The sequence below is a fragment of the Exiguobacterium antarcticum DSM 14480 genome, assembly GCF_000685865.1.
GTDB lineage: Bacteria > Bacillota > Bacilli > Exiguobacteriales > Exiguobacteriaceae > Exiguobacterium_A > Exiguobacterium_A antarcticum.
Window position 1 is genome coordinate 765,776 of the sequence record NZ_JMKS01000005.1, and the last position, 18,963, is coordinate 784,738.

Sequence of the window (18,963 nt, forward strand, 5' to 3'; positions counted from 1 at the left end):
GGAATGGAACATAATGTAAGTCTATTGTTCGTTGCGCCTGGTTTACTCTTGAGAGGATGTTGATCATGTCAGAACGTGTATTCATCAGTCCAGCAAAGTATGTCCAAGGAAAAAATGTCATCGACCGGCTCGGTACATACGTGAGCCCATTCGGTGAGACGGCCCTCGTCATTGCCGACGATGTCGTTTGGGGAATTGTCGAGGAACGAGTAAAAACGTCACTAGCGACGGCTGGCATCAAGATTGAGAAAGCGGATTTCAGTGGGGAAGCTTCGCGGCATGAGGTCGAACGGATTGCTTCCGCAGCGAAAGACGTCGGTGTCCAGTTCGTCATCGGTGTGGGCGGCGGGAAGACGCTCGATACAGCGAAGGCCGTCTCGGACGAACTGCATCACCCGGTCGTCATCGTACCGACACTTGCGTCGACCGATGCGCCGACGAGTGCGTTATCCGTCATTTATTCCGATGAAGGCATTTTTGAGAGTTACCGCTTCTATAATAAAAATCCGGATCTCGTCTTAGTTGATACGAAATTGATTTCCGAAGCACCGGCCCGCTTCTTTGCGTCCGGTATTGCCGATGCACTGGCGACATGGGTCGAAGTCCGTAGTGTCATTGCCTTTGGAGGTTCGACGATGGCGGGGGGGCGCCCGACGATCGCGGCAGAAGCAATCGCAAAACGTTGTGAAGAAGTGCTGTTTGAACATGGACGCCTCGCCTACGAATCCGTTCAGGCGAAAGTCGTCACCCCGGCGCTTGAAGCCGTCGTCGAAGCGAATACCCTGCTTAGTGGACTCGGATTCGAAAGTGGTGGACTCGCAGCGGCTCATGCGATTCACAATGGGTTTACGGCACTTGACGGGGACATCCACCATTTGACACACGGCGAAAAGGTGGCATTTGGTACACTTGTTCAGTTGGCACTTGAAGAACATCCTCAAGAAGAGATCGAGCGCTACATCGCGTTTTATATGGATTTAGGTCTGCCGGTCACGCTCGAAGACGTGAAACTGAAAGACGCTTCTCGCGAAGACATCCTGAAAGTCGGTCAGGCAGCGACGGCTGAAGGAGAGACGATCCACAGTGGTTTTGCTGTCACGGCGGACGAAGTGGCGGATGCGATCATTGCAGCCGATCGTTATTCAAAAGCGTATCAGGCAAAACTAAAGAACTGACTTGACGTTATGTATTCAAACAGCGGACACTCCCTGATTTTAATTCTAAAATGAGAGCGTGTTGTATGAACGGTCATTAAAAAAGGCAATCCTTCTCGATGAAGAGAAGAATTGCCTTTTAGCTTTTAGTTGGAGAAAAAAATGACTTTTAGTGAACGTGCGGTTCCTGTTCGCCGTGACAGTAGAGTTGATCTTCATGGTCATGCTGTGCTGTCTCGACTTGAATCGTCGCATGTGTGATGCCGACATGTTTTAAGTCATGATCCAATTGTTTACGAATCGTCTCAGACTCGTGGACCGTCATGTCGTCTTTGACGACAACGTGGCAGGACAACGCATTGTAGCCGCTCGTAATCGACCAAATGTGGAGGTCGTGCAGACCAAGGATTGCTTCGTTTTTCTGAATGGTCGAGAGGACCTGTTCGATGTCGATGTCACTTGGCGTCCCTTCCATCAACACATGGACTGCGGCCTTCGTCACATAATAGCCGCTGCGCAGGACGAGGATGGCGACGATGACACTCGCGAGTGGGTCCGCCCAGCCCCAGCCGAAGAAAAGAATCAATAGGGCGGCAACGATGGCACCAATCGACCCGAACATATCGCTTAAGACGTGCAGGTAGGCGCCGCGCATGTTTAGATTATCTTCATGCCCGCTGCCGCGGGTCATGATCCAAGCAACAAGCAGATTGACGAGGAGTCCAAGAACGCTGATGATCAACATCCCGGTCGTTGCGACAGCCGGTGGATTTACAAACCGTTGCACGGCTTCGACGAAGATATAAAGCGAAATACCGATCAGGGCGACACCGTTGAAAATTGCCGCGAGAATTTCAAACCGCTTCGAACCGAACGTCTTATTCGCATCCGGTTTTTGGTTTGAGAAGTGAAAGGCTGCGAGAGCGATCGCAAGCGAAATCGAGTCACTCAGCATATGCCCGGCGTCTGACAAAAGGGCGAGACTGTTCGTCCAAAACCCGCCGATTACCTCGACAATCATAAACAGCGTGATGATGATAAACGATAGACGCAAAACTTTTTTGTTGTCGGTGTGATGGTGGTGATGATCATGCGTCATAACGATGCCTCCCTATACATTCAAATGTCTATTTGAATTATAGGATGTTACACGTCTTTGGTCAACCGACGTATGTTTCATCGACAACACCCCCTCACTTCAAGAGAAATGAGAGGGTGTTCAGAGTCATAGATAATTCAGGGGATTGACACTGCTCGCAGCAGAAGTCGCACTGTAGACATACGTGCCACGGTGAAGTTCGAAGTGAAGGTGCGCACCGAACGCGTTACCAGTCGCTCCGACCGTTCCAAGAACTTGACCTTTAGAGACCGATTGTCCGACAGAAACCGAGCGGCTGTTCAAATGAGCATACAGGCTCGTAAACGAGGCACCGTCAATCGTATGTTTGACCATGACGTAATTACCGTACGCTCCTTTGAGTTGGGACGTGATGATTTTTCCGGCTGCCGTCGCATAGACAGGTGTGCCTTTCGGTGCGCCGTAATCGATCCCGTTATGGAATGTGTAACCATACACGCCACTGGCTTTTCCATATCCTTGTGTGATCGGACCGCTCGTCGGCGTAATGAAATCGTTTGACGCTTTTGTTGCGCCACCTGAACTTGTTAAGCTGGTGACCGTATATTTTTTTGCATAATCCGCATGAACAAACCGCTTGTTTCCATTATATAAAAACTTGATCCAATCGCCGGTCCGTCCGAGGTAACGGAACGTTTGCCCACTGTTGACCGTTCCGACGTGCTGGCTGCTTGTCGAGGAACTGCTTCGAACCCGTAAGTTGTCGACCATGATCTTGATTTTGTACGATGTCGTGACGGAATATTTTTTGACATATGTAGAAGAGACGTAAACTTTCCTGGAACCGTAAAGGATTTTCGTCCAATTTCCGGTCCGACCTAAGTATTTGTATGTATCCCCTTTATCGAGACCCGTGATGACACCAGCTGTCGTCGAAGGGCCCGTCCGGACACGGAGTCCATCATTCATCACTTTGACTTTATAAAAGGTTGCGGCTTCTGCTTTTGGAACCGCATATGTCGAGAATCCGGCGACGGCAATGGCTGAGACCGTCAACGTGGTCAGTAATTTTTTCAATTCAGTAAATCCTCCTTTGAATCTATCGGGCTGTTTCGTATGTGGTTCATGTCGTACGGTATGTAAAACACTGATTGGAATTTCTTAGATGAGTGTACCATCTGTGAAAATGTTTAAATATTACAATATTATTTCTAAAATGTTTCAGTATTTTATATTTTATCGAATAAAAATCATTAATTTACTTAATATGGTAATTTTATACCGGTGTTCAAGTGTAACTGAAATCAAAGGAAATCCTATCGGAATAGACTTTAGGAAAAAAAGACAAAAAAACGTACCATGTTATGATAAGATGAATTTTACAATAATTAGGATGAGTTTATTTCAGTGGACCTATTTTCAAAAAGGTTTAAAAAAAGAACACCCGTTGCAGGGTGTCCGAGAGTTAACTTATAAGACGTTGAGTGGGTTGATGCTGTTTGCAGCTGACGATCCGCTGTAGACGTAACCACCACGGTGGAGTTCGAAGTGAAGGTGTGACCCTGTTGAGTTTCCTGTGCTGCCGACGTTTCCGATTTTTGTCCCTTTGGCAATCGATTGACCGGCATAAACCGAACGACTGCTAAGGTGTGCATAGACACTTGTGTAGGAAAGTCCGTTCACTTTATGTGTCATCATGACATAGTTACCGTATGCAGCTTGATAACCAGATGTGATCACTTTACCTGAAGCAGTCGCACGGACCGTTGTCCCTGTTGCTGCTGCGATATCAATGCCGTTATGGAACGTATATCCGTAGCGGCCGCTTGCATTGCCATATCCTTGTGTGACAGGTCCACTTGTCGGACGTAAGAAGCCGGTCGAGACAGAAGCTTTAGCAGCATATACTTTTTTGCCGGCGCTATAACGTTTTACATAACCGGAATAGACATATCGTTTTTTGCCGCCGTATGAAATCTTCGTCCAGTTGCCTGTTTTACCATAATACTTAAAGGTTTGACCGGCGTTGACACCAGCGATGACCTTGTATTTCGTTGAAGGGCCGGTCCGAACGCGTAGCCCGTCTGCCATGATCTTGACTTTATAAGAAGAAGAGCTAGCAGCCTCAACTTTACCTGTACCCGTGCTTGCAAATCCTGAAACGACGAGTGCGCTCATCGTGACTGTTGTTAAAATACGTTTCATGTTGTAGTTCCTCCTGATGGTGAAAAAAGTGACGGTCAATGAAAGTGGATGACAGAAGATATTCTGCCTGTTTGATGTGAGTTATATGTGTGGGCTGTATATGAATACTGCGTCGTAGTAGTGAATTGAATAAATCGAGTATAGCATCGGTCGTTTTGAAAATAACATTTCAGTTTGATTTCTGAATTATACTCAAATAAGTTATATTGTAATCTTTTGTTTTGAATAATTCTGAAATGAAGGTGTACCAACAATTCATTTGTTACAAACAACACGAATCTTGACATATTCGAAAATGTGGGAAAATGTGAAAAAGTATGGGTCGATAACAAAAACCGAGGAGTGAAAGTAGATGGATATTAATTTTACCGTGGAGCAGCAACGATTTAATCACCGGGCCGCTGCCGTGATCGTGAAAGAAGGTCATCTGTTGATACATCGAAATGTCCGGGATGACTTTTGGGCATTGCCGGGGGGACGGATTCAACTGATGGAGTACGGCGAACAGGCAATCGTGCGGGAAATCGAAGAAGAGTTGGGTAAGACGGCTCGTGTCAAACGATTTTTATCCGCTCAGGAAAACTTTTTTGAATATGACGGGATTCAGTTCCATGAAGTTGCCTTTTTCTATGGAGTGGAGTTGATGACACCAGAGGAACTGACGTTAGAGCCGTTTCATGGGATCGAAGGAGAACAATTCATCTATCAATATGTACCGATTGATCGCCTGCAATCCGTGAAGTTGTATCCAGTCCAACTCACAGAAATGATTCAGTCCGGCGAATGGTCAGGACTATTTTCGAATGAAGGATGAATTACATATCATCCTATAGAAGAAACCGATTCTGAAAAAACGACGAATTTTGTCGTTTTTTTGTGTCTGGACGTTTATTGATACATGGCAAGGGAATGTTAATGAAGGTAGCCATTCATTAATCAAAAAGGGGTTGGATTAGATGCGTGAAGAAGAATTGGAACAGATGCATCAACAAGCACGGGGACAAACACAGGATCAGCAACCGGGAATCGAATCCGAAATGAATCCTGAACCGGTCTACGACGACCCGGAATATGTCGGTTCTGGCAAATTAAAAGGGAAAGTCGCCTTGGTGACGGGTGGAGATAGCGGCATTGGGCGTGCCGTCGCGATTGCTTATGCCAAAGAAGGCGCTGATGTTGCCATCGTATACTTAAATGAAGGACAGGACGCTGAAAAAACGAAACAGTTGATTGAAGGGTATGGCGTCAAGGCGTTGGCACTGGCGAAAGACGTCAGTCGTCCGGAAAACGCCCAACCGATTATCGAGGCCGTCATCCAAGAATTTGGTCAGCTGAATATCTTAGTCAATAACGCCGGAAAACAATTTCCGCAGGACGACTTCTTAGCGATCACACCAGAACAATTAAAAGAGACATTCGAAACGAACTTGTTCTCCATGTTCTATTTGACGCAGGCCGCACTACCGCATTTGAAAAAAGAAGATACGATCATCAATACATCGTCCGTCACGGCGTACCGGGGAGCACCGTCGTTGATTGATTATTCAGCAACCAAAGGGGCGATTACGACGTTGACCCGTTCACTGGCGTCGAACTTGATTGAAAAAGGGATTCGTGTCAATGCCGTCGCACCGGGTCCGATCTGGACACCTTTGATTCCGGCAACGTTCTCAAAAGAAAAAGTAGAAGCACACGGGGAAGACACACTGATGAAGCGACGGGGACAACCGTCTGAGAATGCGCCAGCCTATGTCTACCTGGCGTCACGCGACTCGAGTTATGTCACAGGTCAGACGATTCATATCAACGGCGGCGACTACATCACATCATAAGGAGGAAATAATCATGAAGAAAAATCCGAATGAAGTCCCGGAACACGAACCGAATCAACCGGACGAGATTCCGACGACACCTCCGTCGGAGATTCCGGAGACACCGCAGGAAGATCCGATCCGTCAACCCGAGCCGGATACGTTCCCGGAACCAACCGAAATTCCGGAGACGCCACAGGAAGACCCAACACCATACTAAACAAGAGAGGCTGATTCTGGACATCGTTCATTGGGCTAACCTAAAATTTTGAGACAATATAAAACACCTTCGGAGTGGTACACTTTTAAAAAGTACTAACATCGGAGGTGTTTTTGCATGGGCAAAAACGTATATTCAAGTGAAGTGAAATGGGCAGTAGTCAAAGATAAGCTGAGTGGTGAGTTAACAACGAAAGAGATCATGGAGAAGTACGGAATCAAAAACAAATCGCAAGTCGAAACATGGATGAGATGGTATCGGTCTAATGAACTCTATCGATTCGATCAGCCGATTGGAAAACAATATACCTATGGACATGGACCAGATTCTGCGAGTGAGGATGACAAGAGAGAACGACAAATATCTCATCTGAAGATGGAAAACGAGATCTTAAAAAAGTACATGGAGATCGAAAGAGAGTTGAGAAAGAAGCAGTCATAAAAATTGTAGAGTTTCTTCGGGGGAAGTATACAGTCATCGCTATTCTTAGTGCTTTGAATGTATCAAGAGCAAGCTATTACCGTTGGATTAAAGAATCTGTGAAAGCACCTTCGGTGCTAGAAAAAGCCATCATTGAACTAAGTAAACAGACGAAGTATCGGAATGGACATCGAAAAATAAAGGCATTATTACAGCAAATCTATCAGTTGAAAGCCAATCGGAATACCGTACAGAAAATCATGCAAAAACACCATCTCCAATGTCGGATCAAGCCGAAACGAAGATGGAAGTCTCAAGGTGAGCGCATCATAACGGCACCGGATCTTATCAAGCGTGATTTCACAGCAAGTAAACCGAATCAGAAGTGGGTGACGGATATCACCTATATCCAATACGGCAGCACGACGAAATATCTTTCAACTATCATGGACCTATTCAATAACGAAATCATTGCCTATAAGTTATACGAGCATCAACAAACGCCTCTTGTGATCGATACGTTGAAGATAGCGCTTGAGAATCGAAACTACCCCGAAGGGGTCATCCTTCATTCGGATCAAGGAAGTGTCTATACGTCATACGCCTTTCAAGAATTCGTTAAGAGGAATCACCTAACAAGCAGCATGTCTCGTAGAGGAAACTGTTGGGACAACGCAGTTATCGAATCGTTCCACTCTAATTTAAAGTCCGAGGAGTTTCAGTACGTCAAATTTAATTCACTAAGAGACCATGAGGTCTCTGAACGCGTTATCAATTACTTAAATTACTATAACGAAGAACGAATTCAAGAAAAATTAGGCTACCTGACACCTAAAAAATATGGTGTACTGGCAGCCTAATCAAGGTGTTTTATATGTGTCTCATATTGCTAGGTCAGTCTACAGAGTCAGTTTTTTAGTTCGTGAATTCACAAAAAAATTTCAAGTGATTTGGGAACCCTTACATTATCTTGAACGTAAAATAAGGTATCAAAAGGGGGAAAAGCAAATGGGGGTTATCCTAGTTTTTCTAGCAGTTGGGGCAGTATTTTGGTTTTTCTTCAGTTACTTACTGGGTTATCGGAATAAAAACATCACGATGACATTTGACGATCGGTTCTACACGCTCGAGGAACATGTGAAGGCGATTGAAGAGAAACTAACACAAGACGGGAAACAAGTGGAATACATCGGAAACCGTCAATTTCTCGTCGATGGTAAAAAGTACCTGTTCGTTGAACGGACCGTTTCGATGTCAGGGGTACCGATGCAGCAAACGATCTTAGAATTTCAAAAATAAATCAAACCATGATACCGCCTCCATTCGGAGTGCGGTATTTTTTTGGAAATGGATTGACAGTCAACTGTACTATGGGTATGATACAGAAAGGAAGTGTATTACTGTTTTAATACAGTGAACGGAAAAGGGAGGTCAAGACCACGATGCAATTTGACCAAAGAAGCCCGGTGTATCTTCAGGTCGTCCGATGGTTCAAGGAACAAATCGCGACAGAAGAACTCAAGTGCGGGCAGGAAATTCCATCGCGCCGGGAAATCGCGGCACAACTCGGAATCAATCCGAATACGGCACAAAAAGCGTACAAAGAAATGGAGGATCAACAATTGATTACGACTGAACGAAATGTACCGAGTAAAATCACGATGGATCAGGAAATTGTCAAAAAAGTCCGGACGGAGATGCTCGACGAAGCGGTCGCACAATTCATCGAGGCAGTCCAGGCGATTCAGATTCCGCTTGGCGAAGTCGTCACGAAAGTCGAAACGGTGTATCACTCAACAGAACGGAGGAAACTAGATGCTTGAAGTCCATGGTTTAAAGAAACGATATGGTCGGAAGAAACCGATTTTAGAAGGTGTCTCCTTTTCGGTTCGCCCGGACAGCATCACCTGTCTGATTGGTTTAAACGGGGAGGGGAAATCAACGATCCTAAAGGCCATCATGGGTCTTGTCCCGGTCGATGCCGGAACGGTCTTAGTAGACGGCGAAGTCTCACGCGAAAAAATCGCCTTCGTTCCGGATCTGCAGACGATGCCGAGTTACATGACGATTGGTGACGCTTTGACGTATATGAGTGATTATTATCCGGACTGGAATCCGAAGGTCGCGGAAGAGTTGATGGGTCTGTTCAAGTTATTGACGACCGACAAAATCTTGGAACTGTCGAAAGGGAATCAGGCGAAGTTCAGTTTGGTACTCGGCTTTTCACTCGACCGTCCGTATCTGTTGCTCGACGAACCGTTTGCGGGGATTGATTTGTTTACGAAAGAACAGATTGCCTGGATCTTTTCAAGTCATTTCATGGAAGGGCGCGCCATCTTGATGACGACACATGAAATCACCGAAATTGAACATCTGATTGACCGGGTTGTCTTTTTACAAGACGGTCGCATCATTGATGAACACGATACGGAAGAGATGCGGGAAGTATACGGAAAATCGGTCCAGGACCGGATGCGGGAGGTCTATCAACGATGAAACAATATCTGATGTTAACGAACGAAGAGTTAAAAAGAAGCTGGAAAATGATCGTATCGGTCATCCTTGCGATGGCGAGTATCGAAATCTTGACCGTCGTCGGACGGGTTATCTACGAAGAAAACCAGGTGCAGGAATATATGGTCTATGCGAAATTGTCCGAATCGGAAGCCCTGCGTTCAATTGGAAAGTTATCGTTTGAGCAGGCTAGTTCTTATTTTAGTTATATCATTATGATTGGAGTCGTTCTCGTCATTTTGTATGCAATTCAAATCTGGTACCGGGATTGGTTCGGTGAATCCAAGTACATATACCGCTTACTATTGTTACCGGGCGGCCGGGCGAAAATCTTTTTTGCCAAATGGACATCACTGGCTCTCGTCATCATCAGTTTCATCGGATTACAATGGGTGGTCATCCAGCTCAGTTATGTCATTTTCAACTGGCTGATCAAAGATGACTACCGGGAATCGTCCTCACTCGGCCTCTCGATGACACTAAAACAGCTGTATACGATGAGTTTAGTCGATCTGCTTATCTTTATTGTTTTATCATTATTCATTGTCAGTTTTTTGTTTATGCTCGTGTTACTGGAACGGTCTTACCGCAACGCTAAAGGAATGCTATTTATCGTTCTTGAAGTTGCGTTTCTTCTCCTCGTTACGATAGGCAGCATGTATGTGATTGAAAAGCTGGATATCTTTTTATCACAGGAAATATCAGCAATCATGATGGCAATCTTTGTTCTCTACTTTGTCTATATGATTTGGAAAAGTTTGCGCCTATTAAAATGGAAAATTTCGGTCTGAGGAGGACGTCATGCGAAAATTTAACTTTGTACTTATACTGGCTGTCGTCAGCTTCCTGACGATAGGAGTCTACACCATATTTATTCAATCAATCGATGAATCCGACTTTACCGTTGAGACGGTCAAAGGCGATCCAACACAACCGGCTGTCCGGTCTGTTCAAGCGGAACTTTATGATCAAGGATTAAAAAAGGTGGATTACAACGTTGGACTGGACGGTCGTGTCGAAAAAACGACGGATAATTTGATTAGTGGCTTGTTTGAAAGTCCATATAATGAGAATGGTGCACCGGCAGACTTCCGGCGCTTCATGCGTTCCGATTACGTCAGTACGTTGGAACAGGAATGCACCTCATATGCGATGGGTACGCCGGACAATAACAAATGGGAACTGCAGTATTGGGAGAATGGCAAACAGCGTGTTGTCAAAAAAATCTTTCCGGCACCTGCTGAAGCTCGGAAGTTAGGTGAAACCCAGCTCTATCCGTATAAACAGATTGGAAACAGTTTATATGTCCTTGCAGAGGATTATCAAATCGATTCAGAAACGTTGTTGTACAAAATTGATTTAAAAGGCGATACGATTCAAAAAATCAATTTATCCGTTACTTCTAAAGATGAAGTATCTCTTTTAGGAATTCATGATGAAACGGTTGTCTACTATACGACGGAAAGCATTGAAGGATCAGATGAGACTGAGGAAAAATTATACCTGAGCGATGGGGAAAAAATCCAACGCTTAAAAGGATTAAAGTCGTTCAGTACTGAGCAAACTGGACTGAGTGCGGATGGAACAAAACTGATTGTGGTTGAACGTGAAATGAAAGATTTCAACTGGACCGTCTATGATCTGGCGTCAAAAAAATCAGAAAAACATAAGCTGGATATCCCATTAGTGACAGACGAGTTCGGGTTAGACGAGTTCACCGAGCTGAAAGATGGTTTGATTTACACGGCGAATCGAACCGGTAACGGTGTCATCAATGTTCTTGTCATTGACCCAATATCAAAACGTGTCTTGTATGAAGGGAATATCAAAGACAAACTGAAACGAAAAGAAACGTCATTAAATTCTCTTATTCTTGATTGATTGACCTCTTACGTTCTACACAAAAACGCAATCTGAAACTCACAAAGAGTTCCGGATTGCGTTTTTTGTTTCACTGATATGATTTGAGGAGGATGTCTTGTTTTGTATAGTAACTCCACGTCAGGTCTTGCGATTCGACCTTTTTCGTCGTCACGGCAACAAATGTATTTTTACCGGTATAGATCCCGACGAAGTTCGGCGTTTTCGCTTTTTTCGCTTGTACGAACAACAAGTCACCCGGCATTGCTTTTTTCAGTGTGACGGTTTTCAACGGCATCGCGGCCTGTTTCGCAATCGTCCGCTCGAGTGTCAGACCACTCTTTTGATAGACATATTGTGTGAAGCCCGACGCGTCAAAACCTTTTATCGTCGTGCCACCTTCTTTATACGGAGTCCCGATTAACGACGTCGCCAGTTTAGCGATCGCTGCTTTCTTTTTGGCGAGTGCTTTTTCCGACAACGGTTTTTTCGTTTCGACCTTTGTTGGTGTCGCAGCGAACGTGGCGACCGGACTGACTGTCGCCGTCAGTAACAAAGCGGTTAATGGAAGAGTGTAATACGATTTCATAATCAAAACTCCTTTAAGTAGTTGGAATGGATAAGCTGTCCTTACCGTACCACGGTGATTGACAGATTAAGCAACAAATTGGATACGTTCACCTAACAAAGTTGTAAGGTTCGGTCTGAGGAGCACTACACGTCCAGTCCCATGACGAAAAAAATCCTTTCACGTGCGCCTCGTCCGAGAACACATAGGAAAGGATTTCTTTTAAATGAATCTTCGTCACGCCCGCTGATCGAGCCGATGACTGACAGCCGTCAAAGCGGCTGCGAGTAAGGCAACGGCACCACCAACGAGGGCGATATTCATGATCGGACCGTTTGCATAGACCAGTCCGCCGAGGGCAGAACCGAAGGCAATCCCGACATTGCTTGCGACGGGCATCAAGGACGCGGCCAGTCCTTTTGCTTCCGGATTGAACTTTTCCGCTAAATCAATCAGATAAATTTGCGTCGATGTCGTCAGTAAGATCGACATCAGCGACATCAAGGCAATGTTGATCAGACCCAGTGAGACGGATGCCGTCGTCACGTAGAGTGCGGCAAGAACGATCGCCTGGACGATAAAGACGAACCGCAATCGACCGATCGGATTCCGGCTGGCGATTTTCCCCGCTAAGATATTACTGAAAATCGAGACAACCCCGTACGCAAGTAAAATCGGACTGATCCAGGTCGACGGCAACTTCAGTTCCAGCTCGAGAACCGGGACGAGATACGTGTAGACGACATACGTCGCACCAAATCCGAACGACGGGATGAAAAAGGCAATCATGATTCGCGGATTGGCGAGTAGACGAAGTTGATCCCGAATCGAACTGGTTGCTGCTGATTGCTGGACCGGAATGACCTTCAGGACAGCGAGCAGAGCGATGATACCGAGACTGCTTGTCAGCCAAAACGATGCGGCGTACCCGGCATGCTGACCAATGAAGGTACCAATTGGAACACCGAGGACATTTGCCATCGTAAATCCGCCGAAGATGAATGAAACGGCGACACCGCGTTTTGCGATCGGGACACTGTCGCTTGCGACGACCATTGCAAGTGAAATCAGGACGCCTGTCAGAACAGCCGTCACGATCCGTGACAACAACAACAGTTCATAATTCGGTGCGATCCCGCTACAGATGTTCAGGATGATCCAGACGAAAATCAGACTGAGCATTAACTTCCGTCGCTCAAGGTGTCCGGTCAAGGACATCGTAATCGGTGTCCCGATCGCGAAAGCAATCGCAAAGGCAGAAACGAGCGTGCCGGCTTTGGCAATCGTGATGTTCAGACCGTCTGCGACTTCAGATAAAATACCGACGATGACGAATTCGCTTGTTCCCAGGACAAAGGTCAACATGGATAACGTAGCGATCAACAGCCAGTCGGCTTGACTCAAACGAGTCGATGATGATGACATATACATTCCTCACTTCTGGCGCATGTGCGCAAAAAAACTATCGTTTATCAGAATAGCATGATTTGCACCGGTCGGAAACCGGATTTAGAGGACGGTGAAAAAGAAGAATTATTGCGAATAGCATGTCAATTTCACTTGCTGAATATTCGGGTATACTGAAGAAGTAAAGACAACTAAAAAACGAGTAAAGGACGTGACGGAACATGCAAGCAACAGTCACTTGGAATCAGAAGATGGGCTTTAGCGGTGAGACCGAATCCGGGCATCACCTGGCGATGGATGCGGCACCCGACAACGGAGGCGACAATCAAGCTCCGCGCCCGACGGAGTTGTTACTTCACGCCGTTGCCGGCTGTACCGGCATCGATATCGTCTCGATTTTAGAAAAGATGCGCTTGACGCTGACGTCATTTGAAATGGATATCGAAGGCGAACGGGCGGATGATCATCCCCGGCGTTTCACGACGATCTCGATTCATTACCGGCTCGAAGGTGATTTACCGGACGATAAAGTCCGCCGGGCGATTGCCTTATCAAAAGACAAATACTGCTCGGTCTCGCAATCGCTGAACGCGGAGATTGAAGTTTATTACTCGATCAACGGCGTCCGGAACGAGGAACCGATTTGAAACGGATGGTTCCTGTTCTGTTAGCAAGCGTTCTGCTCGCCGGTTGCGCCGACGAGCCCGCAAAACCGGCTGCACCGGAACCGAAGCCGGCGAAGAAAACAAAGCCACCGCAACCGGACCGGCCTTCTGCAGCTGAACGGGCGGAAAAACAACTGAAAGAGACCATCTCGAAGATGTCGACAGCGGAAAAAGTTGATCAGTTGCTATACATCGGCGTGACGGGAACAGCTCTGACGCAAGCGGACCGTCAATTACTGCAGGACCATGTGCTTGGAGGCGTCTTGTTACTCGGTGGCAATATCACCTCGACCGATCAGCTGAAAACCTTTACGGCAGCGATTGGCGAAGCGCAAACGGCGGACGAAAAAGCGTTCCTTGGTTTTGATGAAGAAGGCGGGCGTGTCAGCCGGGTCCCGGATGCCCGACTCAAATTATCACCAAGTCTGTCGTTTGGTCATAAAAATGATCCTGGTTTGATGAAGGAAGTCGGACGGACACTCGGTTCAATTTCCCGTTTTTACGGCTTTAATATGGACTTCGCTCCAGTTCTTGACGTCAACAGTAATCCGGCGAATCCAATCATCGGCGACCGGGCGCTCAGTGCGGACCCGCAACAAGTGGCACGGCTTGGTGTGCCATTGATGCAGGGCATGAAGGAAGAGGATATCGTGCCGGTCGTCAAACATTTTCCGGGACACGGCGATACGACCGTCGACTCGCATGTCGGTCTGCCGCGGGTCGATGCGACGAAAGCGGAACTTGAGAAGACGGAGCTGGTCCCGTTTAAACGGGCGATTCAAGACGGGGCTGAAATGGTCATGGTCGCGCATATCCTGTTCCCGGCTCTCGACAAAAATCGTCCGTCCTCATTATCGAAAGAAGTCATGACCGGTGTGTTACGGAGTGAACTGAAATTTGATGGTGTCATCATCACGGACGATCTCGTCATGGGAGCCATCACAGAACGGTACGGATTAGCTCAAGCGGCAGGTCTTGCACTTGAAAACGGTGCGGACATGGCGATGTTTTCCTCACCCGGCGCGTACGCGTCCGTTCACAAGGAAATCATGGCGCGGATCAAACAAGGGAAATTGTCGGCAGCCGATCTCAATCAGAAAGTCATGCGGGTCTTACGCTTAAAACAAACGTATGACTTGTCGCAAACGAAACGTGTCGACGAATACCAACGCTTGATCGAGCAGGTCAAAGCGGTCGAATCGGACATGCGACACTAATCAAGGGTAGAACAAATCGGACTACCCGTGGTAAACTACAGGCGTACCATACAAATCAATATCTACACTAGGGGAGTCTCGTAGCAGACTGAGACGGAAGTATCCGGACCCTTTGAACCTGATCTAGTTCGTACTAGCGGAGGGAAGTGGTATCCGATCATCTATCGAGGGAACGCCAAGCGTCGCCCTTTTCGTAGGACCACTCCATCAGTTCATGGGGTGGTCCTTTTTCGTGTGGAAAGGAGGGGGAACGATGTCACATTTACACCTGATTACAACCGGACGCGACAGTAAGGAAGTGTTGGAACAGACCCTTCCACAGCTCGCAATGTCCGTCGATCGCATCCACTTACGGGAGCCAACCTGGTCAGTCCGGGAATTGGTTTCCTGCATTGATACGTTGCTCGATCAAGGAGTCCGGGCAGACCAGCTGGTAGTCCATGACCGGCTCGATGCAGCACTCGTCACCGGCACGACCGTCCAGTTGACACGCCGCAGTCTGTCGGTCGAGCGTGTCCGGGCACAGTTTCCGACGATTTTCATCGGTCAATCGGTTCACTCGTTGACCGAAGCGATGGTGGCGGAACAAGCCGGCGCCGATTACGTGATGTATGGTCATATTTTTGAGACGGATTCGAAACCCGGCGTGGCGCCACGGGGGCTCGATGCGTTACAGCAAGTCGTCGACTGGACATCAATCCCGGTCATCGCCATCGGCGGAATCAAACCGGAAAATCTGTCTGATGTCTTAACCACCGGGTGCAGCGGAGTTGCCATCCTGTCCGGGATTTTGGGTCAAGCCGATCCGGCGGAAGCAGCCGGACGGTTCCGGACGGTGATTGGACGATGAAACAACCGGATGTATTAATCGTCGGCGCCGGTATCATCGGTTTGACGCTCGGATATGAATTGTTGCAGCGGGGACAAAGTGTTCACGTGCTCGATCAGTCGGCTGTCGGACAAGGTGCGACACGGGCGGCAGCGGGGATGCTCGCGACGGACGAAGAACTGTCGGAACCGTTACATGCGTTAGCGGCAGTGAGTCGCGTACTTTATCCGAAGCTTGTCCGTCAATTGTTCGACGAGACCGGGTTGACGAGCGGCTATCTCGAACTGCCGTTTCAGCTGCGCCAGACAAAGCAAACCGTCCAATTTGAACGGGTCGGTCAAGTCGATCCTCCATTGCTTGTCCGGGCGTTACGGCAAGCGATTGAGCAGCGGGGCGGAGTGATTGAAGAACAGGTAAGTGTCTTGCGTCTTCTGCGGGACGAAGGGACGGTAACCGGGGTGGAGACAAGCCGGGGACAACAGGTTGGACGGCAGGTCGTCATTGCTAGTGGACGAGGGTCGGAACCGTTGTTGCAAACAATCGGGATTCCGATTGATACGCTTCCGGTCAAAGGTGAATGCCTATCTGTCCGTCTCACAACCGGTCGACTTGAGCAGACTTTGTTTCATGAGACGGTGTATCTTGTCCCGAAAGCAGACGGACGGATTATCATCGGCGCAACGGAACACGTGGGTGAGGAGTCGACGACGGTCAACGCGGGCAGCGTCTCGGACCTGTTGGCGGCAGCAATTGACGTGTATCCGCCGATCCGTGATGCGGCATTGATCGACATCTGGTCCGGTGTTCGCCCGCAGACCCGTGACGGGTTACCGTATCTTGGACGGGTCAAAGGAATTGACGGTTTGTTGGTCGCGACGGGACATCACCGGCACGGCATCTTGCTCGCTCCGGTGACAGCACAAGTCCTCGCTGATTGTGTCATGAACCGAAAACCGGAAGTTGCACTGGAGGCATTTTGTTGCAGACGACACGAGGAGGAGAATACATGCAAATCCGATTAAATGGGAAAGACTATCGACTGGCGGAACAAACGAAGACGCTACACGACTTGATTCAGCAGTTAAACATTGATGAAGAGGTCGTCATCATCGAACAAAATCATCAAATCATCGACCGGTTCCGGTATACGGACACGAACGTCCAACCCGGTGATGTCGTTGAAATCGTTCATTTTGTAGGAGGCGGATAACATGTTAGAAATTGGCGGAAAAACATTTGCATCACGATTATTACTCGGAACGGGAAAATACCCGGACGCTGAGACGCAACAACAAGCGGTCGAAGCATCGGAAACGAACATTTTAACGTTTTCCGTCCGGCGTTTTGACGTCTTTGCGAAGGAACAGACGAATCCACTTGCGGCACTCGACTTAAGTCGCTATGACCTGTTGCCGAACACGGCGGGCGCAAAAACGGCGGAAGAAGCCGTCCGGCTGGCAAGGCTCGCCCGGGCATCCGGCATGTGTGACATGGTCAAGGTCGAGGTGATCGGTTGCGACAAGACATTATTGCCGGATCCGATCGAAACCTTACGGGCGGCAGAGGAATTAATCAAGGACGGTTTCATCGTCTTGCCGTATACATCGGATGATTTGTTGCTCGCCCGTCGGCTCGAGGAACTGGGCTGTCACGCCATCATGCCGGCAGCGTCACCGATTGGTTCGGGACAGGGAATTCTGAACCCGCTCGCGCTCAGTTTCATCATCGAACAAATGACGGTCCCGGTCATCGTCGACGCGGGAATTGGTTCACCGGCCGATGCGGCTTACGCGATGGAGCTTGGTGCTGATGGTGTCTTGTTGAATTCTGCGGTCGCCCATGCCACCGATCCGGTCAAAATGGCGCAAGCGATGAAACTGGCGATCGAAGCCGGGCGTCTTGGTTTTGAAGCGGGGCGGATCGAGAAAAAACGGTATGCGACAGCAAGCAGTCCGACGACTGGAATCAGCCGCCCATGACAGACCGGTACAGTCGCCAAATCCGCTTCCGTCCGATCGGCCAAGGTGGACAAAATCAACTGGCTGAGCGCCGCGTCGTCATCATCGGTCTCGGTGCGCTCGGGACGGCGGGGGCGGAACAACTCGTCCGAGCCGGTGTCGGACACGTCACACTCGTCGACCGGGATTATGTTGAGTGGAGTAACCTGCAACGGCAACAGTTGTATACGGAACAGGATGCAGAAGAACGACTTCCGAAAGTCATCGCGGCGCAACGGCGTTTGCGTCAAGTGAATGCGACGGTGACGATTCAGCCGGTGGTCATGGATGTGACGGCTGAGACGATTGAAGCGCTCATCGCCGGAATGGATTTGATCATCGATGGAACCGATAATTTTTCAATCCGGCTGCTGATCAACGATGCGGCGGCGAGGCAGGGAATTCCCTGGATTTACGGGGCATGTGTCGCCAGTTACGGCATGACATACACCGTTTTGCCGAAGGAAACGCCTTGTCTGCATTGTTTGCTGAATCACCTGCCGAAGCAACAGGATACGTGTGATACTCGGGGCATCATCAGTCCGGCCGTCCAACTGGTCGCCTCGCATCAAGTGACGGAAGCATTGAAACTGTTGACGGGTGCGAAACCGGTACTACGTCAGACGTTGCTGTCGTTTGATCTTTGGACGAATCAGCAGAGCCAGATCGATGTCACGTCCTTAAAGCAAACGACATGTCCTTCGTGCGGTGACGCTGCCGTCTATCCTTATCTCAACGGAACGCCGCTCCAATTCGTGACGTTGTGCGGTCGGGATACCGTTCAAGTCCGGGGAGAAGGGAAACGGGATTTGGTCCGGCTTGAAAACGAGATGGTGGCACGTGGGATTAAAAGTCAACGGAACCCGTATTTACTGATGTTCGAAACGGAACAGAACCGGATTGTCGCCTTTGCAGACGGGCGGATCTTGATTCATGGGGAACCGGATGTTGAACAGGCAAAGCAGGTATACGAGACGTATTTCACGAAAGCGTTCACAAAAAAGTAAAACATTTTTTT

At 48.1% G+C, this 18,963-nt stretch carries 22 protein-coding genes and 1 riboswitch; of the genes, 17 read left to right on the forward strand and 5 right to left on the reverse strand.

The window, feature by feature from the left end:
- Window positions 1-65: 65 nt before the first annotated feature.
- On the forward strand, window positions 66-1,175 hold the full coding sequence (locus P404_RS0115210; protein ID WP_026831209.1) for a glycerol dehydrogenase: 1,110 nt from the start codon (window positions 66-68) through the stop codon (window positions 1,173-1,175).
- A 148-nt stretch (window positions 1,176-1,323) separates the two neighbouring features.
- Here the strand turns inward: P404_RS0115210 and P404_RS0115215 are convergent, their stop codons facing one another.
- The 3 genes from P404_RS0115215 to P404_RS0115225 all read right to left on the reverse strand — a co-directional run bounded on the left by P404_RS0115215 (window position 1,324) and on the right by P404_RS0115225 (window position 4,437).
- Window positions 1,324-2,253, reverse strand: coding sequence for a cation diffusion facilitator family transporter (locus P404_RS0115215; RefSeq protein WP_026831210.1), 930 nt, complete (start codon window positions 2,251-2,253; stop codon window positions 1,324-1,326).
- A 126-nt stretch (window positions 2,254-2,379) separates the two neighbouring features.
- On the reverse strand, window positions 2,380-3,309 hold the full coding sequence (locus P404_RS0115220) for a peptidoglycan DD-metalloendopeptidase family protein (protein ID WP_026831211.1): 930 nt from the start codon (window positions 3,307-3,309) through the stop codon (window positions 2,380-2,382).
- Between the two features lie 393 nt (window positions 3,310-3,702).
- Window positions 3,703-4,437, reverse strand: a complete 735-nt coding sequence (locus P404_RS0115225) for a peptidoglycan DD-metalloendopeptidase family protein (protein ID WP_014970141.1) — start codon at window positions 4,435-4,437, stop codon at window positions 3,703-3,705.
- A gap of 352 nt (window positions 4,438-4,789) precedes the next feature.
- Here P404_RS0115225 and P404_RS0115230 point away from each other — a divergent pair, with 352 nt between their 5' ends.
- The 9 genes from P404_RS0115230 to P404_RS0115275 all read left to right on the forward strand — a co-directional run bounded on the left by P404_RS0115230 (window position 4,790) and on the right by P404_RS0115275 (window position 11,283).
- On the forward strand, window positions 4,790-5,251 hold the full coding sequence (locus P404_RS0115230) for an NUDIX hydrolase (protein ID WP_026831212.1): 462 nt from the start codon (window positions 4,790-4,792) through the stop codon (window positions 5,249-5,251).
- Window positions 5,252-5,393: 142 nt separating this feature from the next.
- Window positions 5,394-6,269, forward strand: coding sequence for an SDR family oxidoreductase (locus tag P404_RS0115235; RefSeq protein WP_026831213.1), 876 nt, complete (start codon window positions 5,394-5,396; stop codon window positions 6,267-6,269).
- A 13-nt stretch (window positions 6,270-6,282) separates the two neighbouring features.
- On the forward strand, window positions 6,283-6,468 hold the full coding sequence (locus P404_RS0115240) for a hypothetical protein (RefSeq protein ID WP_026831214.1): 186 nt from the start codon (window positions 6,283-6,285) through the stop codon (window positions 6,466-6,468).
- A 117-nt stretch (window positions 6,469-6,585) separates the two neighbouring features.
- Window positions 6,586-7,748, forward strand: a protein-coding gene (locus P404_RS0115250; RefSeq protein ID WP_150111991.1) for an IS3 family transposase whose coding sequence is annotated in 2 segments (ribosomal slippage) — window positions 6,586-6,862 and window positions 6,862-7,748 — 1,164 coding nt in all. Because the reading frame shifts where the segments join, the coding sequence is not laid out codon by codon here.
- A 148-nt stretch (window positions 7,749-7,896) separates the two neighbouring features.
- Complete coding sequence (locus P404_RS0115255; RefSeq protein ID WP_026831217.1) at window positions 7,897-8,187, forward strand: hypothetical protein; 291 nt, start codon at window positions 7,897-7,899, stop codon at window positions 8,185-8,187.
- Window positions 8,188-8,330: 143 nt separating this feature from the next.
- The gene (locus P404_RS0115260) at window positions 8,331-8,711 is read left to right on the forward strand and encodes a GntR family transcriptional regulator (protein ID WP_014970145.1); all 381 of its coding nucleotides are present in this window, start codon (window positions 8,331-8,333) and stop codon (window positions 8,709-8,711) included.
- Window positions 8,704-9,384, forward strand: a complete 681-nt coding sequence (locus tag P404_RS0115265; protein ID WP_026831218.1) for an ATP-binding cassette domain-containing protein — start codon at window positions 8,704-8,706, stop codon at window positions 9,382-9,384. Before P404_RS0115260 ends, P404_RS0115265 begins: the two co-directional genes overlap by 8 nt.
- Complete coding sequence (locus P404_RS0115270; protein WP_026831219.1) at window positions 9,381-10,193, forward strand: hypothetical protein; 813 nt, start codon at window positions 9,381-9,383, stop codon at window positions 10,191-10,193. Before P404_RS0115265 ends, P404_RS0115270 begins: the two co-directional genes overlap by 4 nt.
- 10 nt (window positions 10,194-10,203) lie before the next feature.
- Window positions 10,204-11,283: a hypothetical protein gene (locus P404_RS0115275; protein WP_026831220.1), complete on the forward strand. Its 1,080-nt coding sequence runs from the start codon at window positions 10,204-10,206 to the stop codon at window positions 11,281-11,283.
- 70 nt (window positions 11,284-11,353) lie between these two features.
- Here P404_RS0115275 and P404_RS0115280 read toward each other — a convergent pair whose 3' ends face one another.
- Both P404_RS0115280 and P404_RS0115285 read right to left on the reverse strand, forming a co-directional pair.
- Window positions 11,354-11,851, reverse strand: coding sequence for a C40 family peptidase (locus P404_RS0115280; RefSeq protein WP_026831221.1), 498 nt, complete (start codon window positions 11,849-11,851; stop codon window positions 11,354-11,356).
- Between the two features lie 216 nt (window positions 11,852-12,067).
- Window positions 12,068-13,261: an MFS transporter gene (locus tag P404_RS0115285; RefSeq protein WP_026831222.1), complete on the reverse strand. Its 1,194-nt coding sequence runs from the start codon at window positions 13,259-13,261 to the stop codon at window positions 12,068-12,070.
- A gap of 197 nt (window positions 13,262-13,458) precedes the next feature.
- On the opposite strand from P404_RS0115285, the gene P404_RS0115290 reads away from it, so the two are divergent.
- The 7 genes from P404_RS0115290 (at window position 13,459) to P404_RS0115320 (ending at window position 18,952) form a co-directional block, all read left to right on the forward strand.
- Window positions 13,459-13,884: an OsmC family protein gene (locus P404_RS0115290; protein ID WP_014970151.1), complete on the forward strand. Its 426-nt coding sequence runs from the start codon at window positions 13,459-13,461 to the stop codon at window positions 13,882-13,884.
- A 5-nt stretch (window positions 13,885-13,889) separates the two neighbouring features.
- Window positions 13,890-15,119 (forward strand): beta-N-acetylhexosaminidase, encoded by a 1,230-nt coding sequence (gene nagZ / locus P404_RS0115295; RefSeq protein WP_236624432.1) that lies wholly within the window; start codon window positions 13,890-13,892, stop codon window positions 15,117-15,119.
- A gap of 59 nt (window positions 15,120-15,178) precedes the next feature.
- A riboswitch (TPP riboswitch) is annotated at window positions 15,179-15,281 on the forward strand.
- A 91-nt stretch (window positions 15,282-15,372) separates the two neighbouring features.
- On the forward strand, window positions 15,373-15,969 hold the full coding sequence (locus P404_RS0115300; protein ID WP_014970153.1) for a thiamine phosphate synthase: 597 nt from the start codon (window positions 15,373-15,375) through the stop codon (window positions 15,967-15,969).
- Window positions 15,966-16,970 (forward strand): NAD(P)/FAD-dependent oxidoreductase, encoded by a 1,005-nt coding sequence (locus P404_RS0115305; protein ID WP_026831224.1) that lies wholly within the window; start codon window positions 15,966-15,968, stop codon window positions 16,968-16,970. The genes P404_RS0115300 and P404_RS0115305 overlap by 4 nt, the downstream gene beginning before the upstream one ends.
- A complete protein-coding gene (thiS, locus tag P404_RS0115310) occupies window positions 16,955-17,158 on the forward strand; it encodes a sulfur carrier protein ThiS (RefSeq protein ID WP_014970155.1) in 204 nt (67 codons plus the stop codon). The genes P404_RS0115305 and thiS overlap by 16 nt, the downstream gene beginning before the upstream one ends.
- Window position 17,159: 1 nt before the next feature.
- Window positions 17,160-17,927, forward strand: a complete 768-nt coding sequence (locus P404_RS0115315; protein ID WP_014970156.1) for a thiazole synthase — start codon at window positions 17,160-17,162, stop codon at window positions 17,925-17,927.
- Window positions 17,924-18,952 (forward strand): ThiF family adenylyltransferase, encoded by a 1,029-nt coding sequence (locus P404_RS0115320; protein WP_026831225.1) that lies wholly within the window; start codon window positions 17,924-17,926, stop codon window positions 18,950-18,952. Before P404_RS0115315 ends, P404_RS0115320 begins: the two co-directional genes overlap by 4 nt.
- The last annotated feature ends 11 nt before the right edge of the window (window positions 18,953-18,963 follow it).

What these genes read in the sequence shown, in the direction of transcription:
- P404_RS0115210 (WP_026831209.1), top strand. Translation starts at nt 66, where the DNA reads ATGTCAGAACGTGTATTCATCAGTCCAGCAAAGTATGTCCAAGGAAAA.
- P404_RS0115215 (WP_026831210.1), bottom strand. Translation starts at nt 2,253, where the DNA reads ATGACGCATGATCATCACCACCATCACACCGACAACAAAAAAGTTTTG.
- P404_RS0115225 (WP_014970141.1), bottom strand. Translation starts at nt 4,437, where the DNA reads ATGAAACGTATTTTAACAACAGTCACGATGAGCGCACTCGTCGTTTCA.
- P404_RS0115230 (WP_026831212.1), top strand. Translation starts at nt 4,790, where the DNA reads ATGGATATTAATTTTACCGTGGAGCAGCAACGATTTAATCACCGGGCC.
- P404_RS0115235 (WP_026831213.1), top strand. Translation starts at nt 5,394, where the DNA reads ATGCGTGAAGAAGAATTGGAACAGATGCATCAACAAGCACGGGGACAA.
- P404_RS0115240 (WP_026831214.1), top strand. Translation starts at nt 6,283, where the DNA reads ATGAAGAAAAATCCGAATGAAGTCCCGGAACACGAACCGAATCAACCG.
- P404_RS0115255 (WP_026831217.1), top strand. Translation starts at nt 7,897, where the DNA reads ATGGGGGTTATCCTAGTTTTTCTAGCAGTTGGGGCAGTATTTTGGTTT.
- P404_RS0115260 (WP_014970145.1), top strand. Translation starts at nt 8,331, where the DNA reads ATGCAATTTGACCAAAGAAGCCCGGTGTATCTTCAGGTCGTCCGATGG.
- P404_RS0115265 (WP_026831218.1), top strand. Translation starts at nt 8,704, where the DNA reads ATGCTTGAAGTCCATGGTTTAAAGAAACGATATGGTCGGAAGAAACCG.
- P404_RS0115270 (WP_026831219.1), top strand. Translation starts at nt 9,381, where the DNA reads ATGAAACAATATCTGATGTTAACGAACGAAGAGTTAAAAAGAAGCTGG.
- P404_RS0115275 (WP_026831220.1), top strand. Translation starts at nt 10,204, where the DNA reads ATGCGAAAATTTAACTTTGTACTTATACTGGCTGTCGTCAGCTTCCTG.
- P404_RS0115280 (WP_026831221.1), bottom strand. Translation starts at nt 11,851, where the DNA reads ATGAAATCGTATTACACTCTTCCATTAACCGCTTTGTTACTGACGGCG.
- P404_RS0115285 (WP_026831222.1), bottom strand. Translation starts at nt 13,261, where the DNA reads ATGTATATGTCATCATCATCGACTCGTTTGAGTCAAGCCGACTGGCTG.
- P404_RS0115290 (WP_014970151.1), top strand. Translation starts at nt 13,459, where the DNA reads ATGCAAGCAACAGTCACTTGGAATCAGAAGATGGGCTTTAGCGGTGAG.
- nagZ (WP_236624432.1), top strand. Translation starts at nt 13,890, where the DNA reads ATGGTTCCTGTTCTGTTAGCAAGCGTTCTGCTCGCCGGTTGCGCCGAC.
- P404_RS0115300 (WP_014970153.1), top strand. Translation starts at nt 15,373, where the DNA reads ATGTCACATTTACACCTGATTACAACCGGACGCGACAGTAAGGAAGTG.
- P404_RS0115305 (WP_026831224.1), top strand. Translation starts at nt 15,966, where the DNA reads ATGAAACAACCGGATGTATTAATCGTCGGCGCCGGTATCATCGGTTTG.
- thiS (WP_014970155.1), top strand. Translation starts at nt 16,955, where the DNA reads ATGCAAATCCGATTAAATGGGAAAGACTATCGACTGGCGGAACAAACG.
- P404_RS0115315 (WP_014970156.1), top strand. Translation starts at nt 17,160, where the DNA reads ATGTTAGAAATTGGCGGAAAAACATTTGCATCACGATTATTACTCGGA.
- P404_RS0115320 (WP_026831225.1), top strand. Translation starts at nt 17,924, where the DNA reads ATGACAGACCGGTACAGTCGCCAAATCCGCTTCCGTCCGATCGGCCAA.